General features: G+C 52.5%; 17 protein-coding genes. 10 read left to right on the forward strand and 7 right to left on the reverse strand.

Features of this window, described 5'->3' with window-relative positions:
* Window positions 1-18: 18 nt before the first annotated feature.
* A complete protein-coding gene (asnB, locus tag ACVX3G_RS16745) occupies window positions 19-1,866 on the reverse strand; it encodes an asparagine synthase (glutamine-hydrolyzing) (RefSeq protein WP_033845539.1) in 1,848 nt (615 codons plus the stop codon).
* A 243-nt stretch (window positions 1,867-2,109) separates the two neighbouring features.
* On the opposite strand from asnB, the gene ACVX3G_RS16750 reads away from it, so the two are divergent.
* On the forward strand, window positions 2,110-2,658 hold the full coding sequence (locus tag ACVX3G_RS16750; protein ID WP_011230202.1) for a DUF2777 domain-containing protein: 549 nt from the start codon (window positions 2,110-2,112) through the stop codon (window positions 2,656-2,658).
* A 153-nt stretch (window positions 2,659-2,811) separates the two neighbouring features.
* Here the strand turns inward: ACVX3G_RS16750 and ACVX3G_RS16755 are convergent, their stop codons facing one another.
* The 3 genes from ACVX3G_RS16755 to ACVX3G_RS16765 form a co-directional block, all read right to left on the reverse strand.
* Window positions 2,812-5,655: an EAL domain-containing protein gene (locus ACVX3G_RS16755; RefSeq protein ID WP_033845541.1), complete on the reverse strand. Its 2,844-nt coding sequence runs from the start codon at window positions 5,653-5,655 to the stop codon at window positions 2,812-2,814.
* A gap of 125 nt (window positions 5,656-5,780) precedes the next feature.
* Window positions 5,781-6,134, reverse strand: a complete 354-nt coding sequence (locus tag ACVX3G_RS16760) for a YisL family protein (RefSeq protein ID WP_033008946.1) — start codon at window positions 6,132-6,134, stop codon at window positions 5,781-5,783.
* Between the two features lie 144 nt (window positions 6,135-6,278).
* Entirely contained in the window at window positions 6,279-7,181 is a 903-nt protein-coding gene (locus ACVX3G_RS16765) for a fumarylacetoacetate hydrolase family protein (RefSeq protein ID WP_033845542.1), read from the reverse strand.
* Between the two features lie 300 nt (window positions 7,182-7,481).
* On the opposite strand from ACVX3G_RS16765, the gene ACVX3G_RS16770 reads away from it, so the two are divergent.
* On the forward strand, window positions 7,482-7,664 hold the full coding sequence (locus ACVX3G_RS16770; protein ID WP_013523088.1) for an aspartyl-phosphate phosphatase Spo0E family protein: 183 nt from the start codon (window positions 7,482-7,484) through the stop codon (window positions 7,662-7,664).
* Window positions 7,665-7,674: 10 nt separating this feature from the next.
* Here the strand turns inward: ACVX3G_RS16770 and ACVX3G_RS16775 are convergent, their stop codons facing one another.
* The 3 genes from ACVX3G_RS16775 to ACVX3G_RS16785 all read right to left on the reverse strand — a co-directional run bounded on the left by ACVX3G_RS16775 (window position 7,675) and on the right by ACVX3G_RS16785 (window position 11,010).
* Window positions 7,675-8,841 carry a DUF418 domain-containing protein gene (locus ACVX3G_RS16775; RefSeq protein WP_033845545.1) on the reverse strand — a complete coding sequence of 389 codons (1,167 nt, stop codon included), beginning with the start codon at window positions 8,839-8,841 and terminating at the stop codon, window positions 7,675-7,677.
* A gap of 137 nt (window positions 8,842-8,978) precedes the next feature.
* Entirely contained in the window at window positions 8,979-10,574 is a 1,596-nt protein-coding gene (locus ACVX3G_RS16780) for a fatty acid--CoA ligase (protein WP_033845547.1), read from the reverse strand.
* 211 nt (window positions 10,575-10,785) lie between these two features.
* A complete protein-coding gene (locus ACVX3G_RS16785) occupies window positions 10,786-11,010 on the reverse strand; it encodes a spore germination protein (RefSeq protein WP_011230195.1) in 225 nt (74 codons plus the stop codon).
* Between the two features lie 150 nt (window positions 11,011-11,160).
* Between ACVX3G_RS16785 and ACVX3G_RS16790 the strand changes: the two genes are divergently transcribed.
* From ACVX3G_RS16790 to ACVX3G_RS16825, 8 genes are all read left to right on the forward strand, one after another.
* The gene (locus ACVX3G_RS16790; RefSeq protein WP_011230194.1) at window positions 11,161-11,385 is read left to right on the forward strand and encodes a spore germination protein; all 225 of its coding nucleotides are present in this window, start codon (window positions 11,161-11,163) and stop codon (window positions 11,383-11,385) included.
* Between the two features lie 70 nt (window positions 11,386-11,455).
* Window positions 11,456-11,677: a spore germination protein gene (locus tag ACVX3G_RS16795; protein WP_014195027.1), complete on the forward strand. Its 222-nt coding sequence runs from the start codon at window positions 11,456-11,458 to the stop codon at window positions 11,675-11,677.
* 15 nt (window positions 11,678-11,692) lie between these two features.
* Complete coding sequence (locus tag ACVX3G_RS16800; RefSeq protein ID WP_013146201.1) at window positions 11,693-11,905, forward strand: spore germination protein GerPB; 213 nt, start codon at window positions 11,693-11,695, stop codon at window positions 11,903-11,905.
* A gap of 83 nt (window positions 11,906-11,988) precedes the next feature.
* Entirely contained in the window at window positions 11,989-12,585 is a 597-nt protein-coding gene (gene gerPC, locus ACVX3G_RS16805; protein ID WP_033845548.1) for a spore germination protein GerPC, read from the forward strand.
* Between the two features lie 2 nt (window positions 12,586-12,587).
* Window positions 12,588-12,779, forward strand: coding sequence for a hypothetical protein (locus ACVX3G_RS16810; protein ID WP_013146202.1), 192 nt, complete (start codon window positions 12,588-12,590; stop codon window positions 12,777-12,779).
* Window positions 12,776-13,174: a spore germination protein GerPE gene (locus ACVX3G_RS16815; RefSeq protein ID WP_014195025.1), complete on the forward strand. Its 399-nt coding sequence runs from the start codon at window positions 12,776-12,778 to the stop codon at window positions 13,172-13,174. Before ACVX3G_RS16810 ends, ACVX3G_RS16815 begins: the two co-directional genes overlap by 4 nt.
* Window positions 13,174-13,395, forward strand: a complete 222-nt coding sequence (locus tag ACVX3G_RS16820; protein ID WP_011230188.1) for a spore germination protein — start codon at window positions 13,174-13,176, stop codon at window positions 13,393-13,395. Before ACVX3G_RS16815 ends, ACVX3G_RS16820 begins: the two co-directional genes overlap by 1 nt.
* Window positions 13,396-13,751: 356 nt before the next feature.
* Complete coding sequence (locus ACVX3G_RS16825; protein WP_033845549.1) at window positions 13,752-14,807, forward strand: RNA-guided endonuclease TnpB family protein; 1,056 nt, start codon at window positions 13,752-13,754, stop codon at window positions 14,805-14,807.

Below are 14,807 nucleotides of genomic sequence, written 5' to 3' on the forward strand. Positions count from 1 at the left end.
TGCGCATCAGCGCAGCTCTTATTCTTTAATATGAATGCCGTAATGGTCAAACCAAACGTGCACTTGGCCAAGGTAGGCAAGCAGTTGCGGACCGGTCATCAGCTGTCCAAACCAAGGCACCTCGAATGACTTCCCTTCCGATTCAACGAGCGCCGTCAACTTTTCCTCGTCAAAAAACTCGTGTAAAATCGAAGAACGGTCGCGAAGCAGCTGTTCAAGCCATTGCTTCACCAGCTTCGTATACAATGGATGATGCGTTTTCGGGTACGGGCTTTTTTTCCGGTAGAGCACCTCTTCGGGAAGCAAGCCCTCGAGCGCTTTTCGCAAAAGGCCTTTTTCTCGGCCGCCGTACATTTTCATATCCCACGGAATGTTCCAAACGTATTCGACAATGCGATGGTCAGCGAACGGCACGCGCACTTCCAAGCTTGCTCCCATGCTCATCCGGTCTTTCCGGTCAAGCAGTGTCGTCATAAACCAAATCATATTTAAGTAAAACAGCTCACGCCGCTTCGCCTCCTCGGCGCTTTCCCCCTCGAGACGCGGCACTTCAGCAAGCGTTTGTTCATAACGCATTTGCACATAGTCGTCAAGGCGAAGCTTTTGCCGCCACTCATCTTTTAATAGACCCATGCGCGCGTCGACCGAACGCATCCACGGAAATCCTTTCCGAGACAAATCGTCCGGCCGATGAAACCATGGATAGCCGCCGAAAATTTCATCGGCGCACTCCCCTGATAAGCTGACGACAAACCGTTTGCGAATTTGTTTGCAAAACCAAAGAAGCGAAGAATCGACATCGGCCATGCCTGGAACGTCGCGGACGATGACGGCTTCATGCAAATGGCGGAACAGTTCTTCTTGCGTGATCACGCAGCGATGATGAACCGTTTGAAATTTGTTTGACACCTGTTCGATAAATGGCGCATCCGTGTTTGGTTGAAAATCGTTGGCTTTGAAATACTGGTCGTTTCCTTCATAATCGATCGAGTAGGTGTGCAGCGGCCCTTTTCCATCTGCCGCGAAAGCATTGGCGGCAATCCCTGTAATGGCGCTTGAATCGACTCCACCGGATAGAAATGTGCAGACCGGCACATCGGAAACGAGTTGGCGCGTGACCGCATCCGTCAATAGAAAGCGCAGCTTTTCGACCGTTTCCTCGAACGAATCGCGGTGGACGTCGCTTTCGACATTCCAATACCGCCAAATGCGAAGCCCGCTGCGAGAGAACGTGAGCGCATGTGCCGGGCGCAGCTCTCGAATGCCGTCAAACACACCGTGCCCCGGTGTGCGCGACGGTCCGAGGCCGAACACTTCGGCGAGTCCTTCATAATTGACTTCTGCCTTTACATCGGGATGGGCCAAAATGGCTTTCACTTCCGAGCCGAACAGCAGCCCCCCGCCATCTTCTCGATAAAACAAAGGTTTTACTCCGAGACGGTCGCGCGCCATAAATAACAGCTCGCGCTCCCCATCCCAAACGGCGAAGGCAAAAATGCCGTTGAGCCAATCGACGCATTTCTCCTTCCATTCCATATATGCGGCAAGCAACACTTCTGTATCGGAATGACCATCAAATCGATAGCCTTGGCGCAACAGTTCCTTGCGAATGTCTTCCGTATTATACAGCTCGCCGTTATAGACGATCGTATAACGATGTCCGTTTTTTTGCCGGACCATCGGTTGTTTGCCGCCAGCCGGATCCACGACGACAAGCCGTTTATGGCCGAAGGCGACATGAGTGTCCAGCCACGTATTTGTATCATCCGGTCCACGTTTGGCGAGCGTCTCTGTCATGCTGTCAATGACCGTCCGCTCGCGGCGCAAATTGCGCCCGAAATGGACCCAGCCAGTAATGCCACACATACAAACCAATCCTTTCTTTTTATCAAAGATGGCAAGTTCTCACCCGTTTCCATCATTTCGTCCGTTCTTTTTTCACGATCGTTTCCAGCGATCGCTCCTTTGATTCACGATGGTTCTCCACGTCGGCATGATTCCATTTTATGCACCCCCCGTCATTTCGATGAATTGTCCGACGTCGGTCGCCGCATGAATAAATCAGCAAAAAAATGGAAAAATAGAGGAGTACAAGGAGGATGAGAGATATTGAACATCGAGGAACGGCTGCAATGCATTGTGGAACAGCCGCGGGCGTATGTGTATGGAACAGTGGAGTTCGTCAACGATGAATGGATCTTCTTCGACGAAGAAGAAGAGGAAGCCTCTTTAGTAGAAGAAATTGCCGAGCAAGGCATCGAATGGTTTCACTGCGGACATTGGCTGTCCGGGCAATGGCAGGATCAGGGCGCGGTCGCCACGGATCTTGGCGTCTTTCCCCTCGAAAACGGCGATCGCATCCGTTTCCGCAAACGGCTGACTTATGCCTATCAACAATGGCTCGCCGCGCTTCCTGATTCAACCTTTTTCCAGTTTGTTCAATGGCTGAACAGCCTCGGATTTTCGCTGTATGACTGCTTATATTGCTACAACGGCCTATTGTTTGCCAAATCGTCTGGCGTGAATTTCATCATTTATGACAACACCGAACAAATTGGAAGCATCCACCATTATTACGAGCGCGGACGGGCGTCAAGCGACCGTTTTGAAATCACATTAAACAGCGGTGAGCGAGCCATTTGCGCCCAAATCGGCTGAATCGCCTGTTGATCCTCACGTCGTCGAAGTCCAACGGCGAGCTGTCAATGTTTTTTTAACGGCCATCCTTCCGCCCGAAGCGAAGCCTAGCAGCCGTTTTGCTTCAGGCGGAGTGCCGACGGGCGACAGCTGTCAACCGACGCGGGCGGGGGATCACTTTTGCTTTTCCGTCACATACTGCATCACTTCTTCAGCGAGAAGCGGCGGACAAAACACGTATCCTTGCGCATACGTGCATTGCAAATCGCGAAGCCGGTTGAGCTGTTCCGGCGTTTCCACCCCTTCGGCGATCGTCTCAAGCCCCAACCCGTGTCCCATCGTAATCATCGCCTTGACAATGGCCTCATCGGAAGCGTTGGCATGCAATTGTTCAATAAAGGCACGGTCAATTTTCAATATTGTCGCTGGCAACCGCTTTAAATAATGGAACGAGGAATATCCGCTGCCGAAATCATCGACGGCGATGCCGACGCCAAGCTTCCTCAACTCGTCCATTGTCCGCATCGTGCTGGACAGATAACGGAGCATCGAATGTTCGGTCAATTCGAGATGCAAACAGGACGGAGACAAACGTGACTGCTTAAGCGCTTGTTTTACATTGTCTACAAACCGCTCGTGTTGAAACTGGACAGGGGAGACGTTGACAAAAATGGAAAGCCGGTTATTTCCTGTCATTTCCTGCCATTGTTTCGTCTGTCTGCAGGCGGTTTTCAGCACCCAGCGCCCAATCTCATGAATCAACCCGGTCTCTTCCGCCAAAGGGATGAATTCATCCGGCCGCACAAGCCCAAGCTTCGGGTGGCGCCAGCGAATCAGCGCCTCCGTCGCCTTCACCGCACCCGTATGTACGTCGACAATTGGTTGGTAGCAAAGAAATAATTCATTCTCTTCGATCGCCCTGCGCAAATGTCCGCCCATTTCCAATCGGTGCATTGCTTCTTCGTTCATTTGCGCGCAGTAGCGCTCCACTCGGTTGCCGCCGCCTTTTTTAGCCATGTTGACAGCCATATCGGCGTGCCTAAGGAGCGCATGTTCGTCCTCTCCGTCATCTGGAAACATCGCTAGACCAACGCTTGCTGTAACGAAAAATTCCTTTCCATCGTACACAATCGGCCGCGCCACTTCGCGCACGATGCGGAGCGCCGCTTCCGTCGCCGCCTGGACCTCTGTTTTGAGCGGAAAAAGCAAACAAAACTTGTCGCCATGAAATCGGCCAAGCTCCGCACTAGGCGGCAAGACGCGGCGAATGCGCTCGACAAGCTGGCGCAAAATGTCATCTCCGGCGTAATGGCCGACGCTGTCGTTAATCCATTTAAACCGGTCCAAATCGATCAAAGCAACTGCCATCTTTCGTCGCTTCTGCTTGGCTTTGTCCAGCTGTTCGGAAAACAATTCCATCCACTTTGTCCGGTTGGGCAAGTTCGTATCGATGTCGTAATATGCTAAATAAGAGATTTTCTCTTCCGCCTTTTTTTGCTCGGTAATGTTGCGTCCGATTCCGTAAATGCCGACCTTTTTGCCATCCACAATGATGGGAATGTTTTTCATTTGAAACAAAAGCCGTTCTCCCGACTTCGTCGGAATTTCCAAGTTATACGTTTGGATATTCCCCCGCAGCGCTCGGTAAAAATAGCGGGTGACGCGGGGAATATCATTCGGATGAATATACTTGAGCGAATTCGTATACAAAATCTCTTCTTTCTTGTAACCGAGCACTTGCTCAAAAGCAGGGTTGACGCTTGTCAAACGGCCGTGCAAATCTGTGGAATAGACAATGTCCGTGTTATGCTCAAACAACGATTTGTAGCGTTGCTCCGACATTTGCAGGCGGACGTGCAGCCGCTCCATGTCGCGGGACGATGTTGACATGAGCTGCGCCAATGTCATCATCCCTTCTGGCGGCGATGACCACGGTGACAGTAGGCCGCTCTCCGCCGAGGCCGCTGTTTCCGCCAGCGAAATGGCCGCAAATGCGGCCGGCCGCACCGCCGTATACGCATCTTTCACCAACACCTCGACGGCCGGAAACAGCGCTGCCTGTCCAAACACCGCAGCCACACCGTCAAACAGCGGGCGCGTATACCCACTCAGCGCCGCACTGTAGTAAAGCAGCATTCCTTCTGCTGGTTGCTTGGCTGTTTGCATCGCCACATCACGCGCGCTCCAGTAAAGGGACGCGGCATGAATATAAGCAAATCGCACCTTTTCTCCGTTATGGACATGGCCCCTTACGGCAACCGAGCCATCCTGGTTGACAGCGACAATCGGCAGGCAGACATCGCGTCCGTTCCGTTCGATAAGAAACGGAAATTCCATCCCAGAAAATGGAAGGTGTTCGATAAACTCTTTTCCTAAATACCGTTCCAAATAGCTCGACGCTTTTTGCCCGTTTAGCTCGTCAATCTGCTGATCGCGGCTTTTCGTGATGGAAAACGCCAAGCCAATCGGCTCCCATAAAAACGGTGCGGCACAGTGGCCGCGAAGCGCTGTTCCACTGAAAGAGACGGCGATTCCTCCGCGCTCAAGCCGACCGTCGGGCGAAAATAACACGCTGCCCTCGGAAAGCGCGCAGCCGATGATAACCATTCGTTCGTTTGCAAGCGGCAAATGGCGAAGCAAGGGCGGCAAAGCCGAGCGGTGATTCGTAAACAACAAAAGCAACGTCGTATCGTGACGAACGACCGCCTCCGCGATCAACGCCGCCAATCCATCCGGGCGGTCAAACTCATCAGCTGGCAGCGCCAACGACGAAACGGTTGAAGACGTCATCGACGCGACGCCAACAGCGAGATTCGCCTCCCCGGCCATTGGCAGCGGCCCTGCCATCCCAACCATATGGGCGTGCGGCCAACGACGGGCTAACACGGCGGCCGCATGGCGCACTGCTGCCTCATCATTGCCCGCGATTTGGACAAACAACGGCTCATCCAAGGAAGAACTATGCTCCCTGAGCAAATGATCCAGCTCCTCGGCGCGGCGGCAGCAGAACCAACGCATAAACGATCATGCCCCCCCTCCGCTGACCAATCGGGTCAGAAAATTCAAAAAATGATATTTCTTTTACCATACCATATTTTCATCTTCAACAAAAGCGGCAACCAATAGAAGGCTGCCGCTTCGCTTTAGAATAAGTCAAAACCAAGCGGCAGCAGCAAACCAAGAAACAGCGTCACCGCAAGGGCAATGACCCATTGCGTCCATCCTGCCGCCGCGCTTTTTCCTTTTTTTACAGCTGCTAAAACCATTTCCATCGCTCCGATCACCCACAGCCCGGCAAGCGCTTTTAGCCAATAAAGCGCGGATATCGAAGCAATGCTATGCAGCAAAAGCCCCCCCGTCGCGATCGTGAGAATGTAAAACAGCCGCAACACCATTTGCACGATCTTGGCTTTGCCCGCCCCTTGCCGCTCCATCGACACCGCAAGGAAAAACAAAACAATCGTGATGAGCCAGCTCGTAATATGGGCATGCGTCAACATCCATCCCTCCAACCATTCCTTGTTCCTTCCCATCATAGCACGGCGGGCGGACGGTTGACAAACTTCACGAAAACGAAAGACGCCCTTTCTTTCAAGAGGACGCCTTTCGAACATCAATGGGGGCTTCCTCACTTTCGCCGTTTACTCTCCCACTTTGTTGCGCAACATGCCGATGCCTTCCACCGTCACCTCAATGACATCACCCGTCTGCAAAAAGCGCGGCGGGTTCATCCCTTTGCCGACTCCAGCCGGCGTTCCTGTAGCGATGATGTCACCCGGCTCAAGCGTAATGCCTTTTGAGATCGTCTCGATGATCGATTCAATGGAAAAAATCAATTGTTTCGTGTTCGCTTGCTGGCGCACTTCGCCATTGACCCGTGTCTCGATGCGCAAATCGTTTGGATTTGGCACAAATTTGCTTGGCACGATCCATGGCCCCATCGGGCAACATGTATCCAAGCTTTTGCCGAGAAAATATTGTTGGTGCCGCTCCTGCAAATCTCTTGCTGTCACATCGTTGATGATCGTGTATCCAAATACGTAATCAAGCGCGTCTTCGCGGCGGATCGCCCGCCCTTGTTTGCCGATGACCACCGCCAGCTCCCCTTCATAGTCCATTTCATCAGTGACATCGGCATGGCGCAAAATCGTTTCCTCATGACCGATGACCGTTGTCGGCGCTTTCGTGAAGACGATCAAATGCTCCGGCACATCGGCGCCGCCGAGCTCCAGCGCGTGATCAACATAGTTTTTGCCGATGCAAAAAATGTTTTTCGCCGGCCGTGGGATCGGGGCTAAAAGACGGACATCACTGAGGCGATAAACGTACTCCGGTGCCGGGTGGCGCAGCGCCCAGTCAACTACTTCTTGTGCTCGGGTGAAAAACGCCTCCCCTTGGGCAATCGCCTCAAGCATAGTCGTCGGCATCGTCTCCGTCCCATCCATCGTCCGTTCGGCGCGGCGCAAATGAACCGCCCGGTCGTCTCCTTGCGGCACGGCTCCGACAAACGTTTCTCCATCGAAAAGTGCGGTGATCAGTTTCATCGTGTCTCTCTCCCTTTCTTTGTTATGCAGCGGACGCTTCGTGAACTCTTCTCTTCCACCCGCCTTCGCCATTTTGGCGCGTTGAGGATGATATTCGCCATCGAGGCGAAAAAGTCCTGTTTTTGTAGAATTTTGTCTAAATTAGGAAATTTATCACTTATTTTCCCGAATCGCTTTCTTTTTTCGTCGTGATATGTATAATAATGTTTAGTTTCCACTAGGGCGTCGATTGCGACTTTCGTCATGCAACAAACGTCTTGCATCGACGCGGCATGCCTCAACCAACATTTCAAACGATTGATGGTGAAGGAAATGGTTCTGTTGCAAATTGAAGAAAAACGACAACAAATGATTGAATTGGCGCTCACGTATGGGTTCACGGCCAAAGAGACGATCGAATGCAGCCAAGAGCTTGACCAATTGATCAACCAATATTTGCAGCAAACGAGGATTTTTGAATCGCCTTCCCCGTCCGTTCAGTAAGCGGGGGTTTTTATTGCCCCGGCCGGCGGCGAAACGGCGGCCGCGTTCCGTATGTCCCCCACCTCCACATCCACTCAACCGGGCCATAATGAAAACGCGCAAACCAAAAGCGGCTTATCCACACTTGAGTTGCATACAAGGCAAACGCAATCAACATCTCCTGCCATGCGCTTGTGCGTCCGTACCACCCAAGCCCATAACCGTAAAACAGCGACGTGCAAACGAGCGATTGCGCGAGGTAATGGGTGAGCGACATTTTCCCGACGTCTTGCCACCACCGCCAAGCGCGCTGCCAACTTGGTTTCCCGCAGATAAACACGGCTGCCGCCGCGTAGAACACCGCCAAAGCGGCGCCTCCGAAGCTGTCTTGGATGTACATTGTCAAGTCGTTGGCCGCAGCCCAATACGGAATTGTTTTCAGTGCTAAACCAAAACATAGCGCCCACCTCATCAGGCGGCGCAGCTTCGCAGGCGAGTGACGGTCGGGTTCAAGCCAACGTTTGCAAGAGGCATAGCCGCCGAGGAAACAAAAGGGCAATACGGTCAACACCGTAAACAGCAGCCCGCCATCGCTGTTGACATAGGCCCAGTCATGCCAACGTTGCCAAAACACATCACCAAACGTTCCGCTTTGATAATGACGAACCGCTGCGGCCGCCTCAGCCTCGTGGCCGCCAACTGGTTTCGTTCCTCCTGTCCACATGCTGAGGGCCATTAGCAGCACCATAAGGCCGTGAAAAAGAAGAAAGACAGCGACAGCCGCCGTCCGCCACCAATGCGGCGGGGCGGCGAACAAGAAAAACATGATGAATCCGGCGACCGCATAGGGGATTAAAATATCGCCAAACCAAAGGCCAAACGCATGAGCCATGCCGATCCCAAGCAAAAGAAAGAAGCGGCGCAACAGAATCGGAATCGGCCGCTTTCCGCGGCTGCTGATCCGGCGGAACATGGTCATCGCCCCGAACCCGAATAAAAACGCAAACAACGGATAGGCGCTCGCTTCAAACAACACATCCACGACGGCAACGAAAACTCGGTCAAAATCACTGCCCTTGACGCCGTCGTCGTATAACGCCGGCGAGGAAAAATAACGCATGTTGACAAGCAAAATGCCAAGCAAAGCGAATCCACGCAGCACATCGGCCGCGGCGATTCGCTCGGGCGATCTGATCATCGCTTTCTCCCTTCTTTCTACCGCCTAGCCGTCTGCGCAATCGGCGACGCTTTACCGCCTTGCCGGCACGCCCGCCGCCTTATCCATTTCATTCGACGCGCTCTCCTCTGCCCGTCTGAAGGCGCATGCCTGTATCATCAGTTGACATAGCGGCCCGATTTTCCAATTGCATCCCAATATTGGCGGCGCAAGTGTACTTTCTGAATTTTTCCGGAGGCTGTTTTCGGCAGCTCATCGACAAACGTAACGCCTGTAATGGCTTTGAAATGAGCCAGTTTTTCCCGCGAAAAGGCGATCAGCTCTTCCTCTGTCACATTGTGCCCTGGGCGGACGACGACAAACGCATGCGGCGTTTCTCCCCATTTTTCGTGCGGCGCGGCAATGACGGCTGCCTCAAGCACAGCAGGGTGTTCATAAAGCGCACCTTCGACTTCAATCGACGAAATATTTTCCCCTCCGCTAATAATAATATCCTTTTTCCGGTCGACGATATCAATATGCCCGTATTCATCGACGGTCGCCATATCGCCGGTATACAGCCAGCCGTCGCGGATCGTTGCGGCGGTCGCTTCTTCGTTTTTCCAATATCCTTTCATGACGCCATGGCTGCGGACAATCACCTCACCGATCGCCCGTCCATTCTTCGGCACTTCCTCTCCATTCTCGTCGACGACTTTCACCTCGCAGCCGATCATCGGATAGCCGGCTTTCGCTTTCAGCCGCTGCTTTTGTTCGGCAGGCAGTCCGTCAAGCTGTGGACGAATGAGCGAAATCGTGCTGAGCGGAGACGATTCGGTCATGCCGTACACCTGGATAAACTCCCAGCCGAGCTTTTCCTCAACGCGTGCGACAAACGCCGGCGGCGGCGCAGAACCGGCGATGACGACCCGCACGCCTTCCGGGACATCTGGTTGATATTGCTCATAATATTGCAGCAACATATTGAGCACAGTCGGAGCCATATGCATAACCGTCACCTGATGTTCCTTGACAAGATCAAAAATGACTTTCGGATCGACTTTACGCAAACCGATTTGCGTTGCTCCGTTGGCGGTGTAATAAAACGGAGCCCCCCAGCCGTTGACGTGGAACATCGGCAACACATGCAAATACGTATCGCGGTCGGACACACGCAAATGGTGCATCGTCACAAGCGCATGCAAATAGTTGTTCCGATGCGTCAGCATGACTCCTTTTGGGTTGCCTGTCGTCCCGCTTGTATATAGCAAGCTGCATATATCGTTCTCATCGATCATCGGGCGCGGAACCGGCGCTGACGACTGGGCGGCGAGCCATTCTTCGTAAGCGGTTTCATCAATCGCCGCCTCTGTTTTATGGTGGACAATGATCTCCTCGACCGTTTCAAGCTTGTTTTTGACCGGTGCAATCAGCCCGTACAGCTCCTGATCCACAAACAACACTTTCGTTTCGCTATGATTCAAAATAAAAACGTAATCATCCGGTTTCAGCCGCGTATTCAGCGGCACCATCACCCCTCCCACTTCAAACACGCCGTAAAACCCTTCGAGCATCTCGAGCGTGTTGGGCGCCAAGTACGCCACGCGGTCGCCTTTGCGAACGCCAAGCCCCCGCAGCCCGTTGGCAAGCCTCGACACTCGTTCGCCAAGCTCACGATACGTCACCGTCCGCCCCGAACAAATCATGGCTGTCTTGTCCCCATAGAGAGCCACGGCGCGATCGAAAAAGTGATGGAGCACGAGCGGCGCATTCATTCTCCCATCCCCCTGTTTTATGTTTTAGAAAATTCACAATTGTATTATATAACAAAGATGGCATAAAGAAAAAGAGGGCCGTCCCAAAAGTCGTAAAATGACTTTTGAAGTCAGCCCTCTTTCTTGGATAGTCCACTCCATTGCGCCAAAAAAGAACCTGGTTTCTTCTTTTTTCCAAAAACGAACGCTAGGGGAGTCGTCTCGACAATAGCTAGTTATTTCCTTTCACCCCGGCGTCCAAGACATCCGGATCGACCGTATTCGTGACGCTGCAAAACGTATTCGTTTGCAAGAAATCGCCAGTATTGCCGCCGCCGGCACCTGAGTTTGACTTCGTGGTGCTTTTCGGAGCGATTTGCAGCACATCGCCCATGTTGACAGTGCCATTGCCGCTTACGTTCGTCACTTTGATCCCACCAATGACGATTGCTGGCATCCCCTTTCCCCTTCCTTTCTGCCCGTTCCCTTTCTTTATCATACGCGGGAGCTGCTTTCCTCAATTGGACTCTCACCCCGCATTGAACCGTTTTTTCTCCGTTTTCATACAATAACGATAGCGACACGACGAAAAAGGAGGGGGCTCTTCATGCCTTCATTTATCAGCGGTCCAATTAAAATCACCCATGTCAGCGGCGACGGCACGGTGAATTTCGGCGACGTCTTGCAAATCACACCAAAGAGCACGTTGAAATCCAATACCGGCTCAGGCGGCGGCAACAACGGGGACTTCCTGCAGACGAATACGTTCGTCAGCTTTACAAACACCGGCGATCCGGATGTGTTCGACTCAAATAATGCCGCCAACAATTAAAGCGAACGTTTCGCAGCTTGCGCCCATACACTAGTATCAACGAAGAAAACAAGGAAGGGAGCATGCCCACATGCCGGCTTTTGTCGGAGTCGTCAAACTGAACAGCATCGGAAGCAGCGGCGTGTTCCATATTGGCGATGTGTTTGCGATTTCCCCGCAAAGCGTGACGAAAACGTTCGCTGGCGCCGGTTCGTTTAACACCGGCGACGGGCTTCATATCTATAACTATTACAGCAATACCAATACGAATGACGCCGATGTCGCCGATGAAAATATCGTCGGAAACGTTTGAAGGAGGAGAAGGAGGGTGCACGTTTACATCAGCCAAAGCATCTGCATCCACCAGTTGCGGATCGGCTCGGTCACCAATTCATCTGTTTTGCAAATCGGCAGCGCCGGAAGCATTCAAGCGCTCTCAACGCTTGCCAACACCGGCGGATTCACCGGTCCGGCCCCACAGGCGACCGTGCCGCCCGGTGCATCCGCTCCTCTCGTTCCTCTCCATTCAGCCACCCGCTAAATTCAGCGAAAAAAAGTGATGAGAGCGAAAGGCCGTCCATATATTGAAGTAAGAGGGCTCTTTGGAGAGGATGATGGTGCACAATGAGCATTTACGAGTATTTCGTCAAGCTGCACCGCTATTTATTATGGCAAACAAAAAAAATACGGGATCTGGAACGCCGTCTCCACGCACTCGAAGCCCGGCTTCGGGAAATGGAGGCTCAGCCGCGCACATCGATCGAACGAATTGAATATAAATTTGACCAGCTCAAAGTGGAAACGCTCGAAGGAACGCTAAACATCGGGATCGCTCCGCCCGGAGCCAGCGGTACAATTGAAGACTTTGCCGTCGAACCGGTCAAAACCGTAATTCCAAAGCCGGAACCGGTGCTGTTGCGCCCGATTCAAGAAAAAGTGGCCGCCTATCTCAACGGGGAAGCGTCGGAAACGTTAAAACGCCTTGAGCAGCAATACGGCCGCCGCCTCGACGATACGTACCGCCAGTTCATTTTGCAAGACATCGCCCGGCAAACAGACGAACGCATCCGCTTCTATTTGCAAGAGAAAGCCAACCATGGCTACGTTCCGTCCGGCGACCGCGATGAAGCAGTCGAAAATGAAATTTTTCAAAAAGTGAAAGCCGATATCGAACAATCGCTCGATGCGTTTTTGAAACATTTGCCTTCAAAGGAGGGATAGACGTGAATTATACAGTGATCAATCGTCATCTGCATGTTGGCGACATCCGCCTCGTGGCCGTCGCCAGTGCCTCGCTGTTTTTAATCGGCGACGCCGATGCGATTCACTTGTCATCAGCGTTTGACACACCGCCTGAATCACTTATCATCGGCCCGTTCGTCCCGCTTGTGCCGGCCCGAGGGGATACGCCGTGAAACGAACGTCAGTAGTGCAGGCATTTCATGCGGAAACGCTGATCATTGGCTCCGTACTGCAAATCGGCGACTCAGAGCGAATTTCCGCCCGCACGCGCTCCTTTGCCGTTCAGCGGCAATATGAACTGTTTTTTGGCCCAGAAGGAGAACAAATATTCCCTGTTTTTGCGAAGCCGATCCCGCGCTGGATTTCTCCACCGCCGGCAGCCGCACGCCAAACGCTCCATGAGTCCCCGGTCATTTCCGTTCAGTCTGTGCGCGTGCTCGCCATTTCTTCGTCCGCCATCGTCCATATCGGCTCGACCTCGACAGCGGAGGCAGAGGCAAGAATTAAACATATCCGCCAGCTGGCCGGCTCTGAGTCGAGCGCGCCAACAAGAGGGAGGGATTTATAATGCCTTCGTTTGTCGGCCCAATTAAAATCAACAACGTCAGCAGCGGAGCTGTCGTCCAAATGGGCGACTGTCTGTACATCGCGCCGAAAGTCGCCACGAAAACGCAAGCCGGATCCGGCGGGTTCAACACCGGCGATTTTGTGATGACGAACAACGCGATCAGCTTTACAAACGCGTTTGATCCAGATGTATCCGACCAAAACGTGGCCGCCAACAACTGAACGTTGCAGAAAACGAATCCCCTCACCTTTCACTTGCCAACATCAACCTTATCAGCCGAACGCTGCCGAAACCAAAAAAGAGAAGGTGTCCCAAAAGGATCCGGACACCTTTGCTTATTTACCTCTATCTAAAAAACCATACATTGTGCTTGATCGAAAGGAAACCAACCTTTTGCGACCGCCTCCCTCCATTATTTCCCAAGAGCCCGTTCAGCTCAACGGGCTATCCATTTACAGATCAGCGAGCGAGAAAGCCCGCTCCTTGAGGGGTGGGATGAAAGCGAGCCGTTTTCTTCATATTATTGAATGATGATGAAAAAAGCGGTATCATGTAATCGCCGCAAGGAGGTGAATCCATGCCGACCATCACACTAAGGCTGGAGCTGCACAACCCAACGAAAGTGAAACAGGGCATGTATGAACGGATGACAGAAGTGAATACCGCGTTTGCCAATTGGCTGTTGAATCATCCCGAGCTGAATCAAGCGACGAGCAAACTATTTAAAGAGTTTTCGTCGCAGCGGTTTCCTTCCGCTGTCGTGAATCAGACGATTCGAGAAGTGAAGTCCCAAAAGAAAAACCAGAAAACAAAGAAGTTTCGAACATTATGGTGTTGCTTTAACAATCAAAACGTGAAGGTGGAAAAGAAAGGAGAGTTCTACACGGTTTCCTTCCCCACACTGGAGAAGCGAATTGGCGTGCCGGTCGTCACGCGCCCCTATCAAGAAGCATGGCTGAATCGGCTGCTCGATGGAACCGCTAAACAAGGGGCAGCCAAGCTCTACAAAAAGAGAAAGAAATGGTACTTGGCGATCGCGATCACCTTTGACGTGAAGCCGCGGCACGAAACAAAGGTGATGGGCGTTGACGTTGGGCTTCGCTATATCGCTGTGGCCAGCGTGGGAACGAAATCGTGGTTTTTCAAAGGGAACCAATGCGCCTTTGTACGCCGACGATATGCGGCTTTGCGAAGGAGATTAGGAAAAGCCAAGAAGCTCCATATGATTCGCAAAATCGGCCGCAAAGAGTCCCGCTGGATGAAGGATCAAAATCACAAAATCAGCCGTCAAATCGTGAATTTTGCGCTCGCCAACGGTGTTGGCGTGATTCGAATGGAAGCGTTGACGGGGATTCGCAAGCGGGCAACATCGGCCAAAGAAGCGGGGCGAAGCCTTCATGCTTGGGCGTTTCATCAACTGCAAACGATGATTGCCTATAAGGCGGAAATGGCGGGCATTCGCGTTGAGTGGGTGAATCCAACCTACACGAGCCAAACGTGTAAATGTGGTTATCGAGAGAAAGCGAACCGAAACGGCATCCGCTTTCGATGCCAAAGGTGTGGATACACTCTCCACGCCGACTTGAATGGCGCCATCAACATCGCCAAAGCGATTTCGGGCTTCGCCGTCTAA

This window comes from Geobacillus sp. PLS 41 (assembly GCF_056494105.1).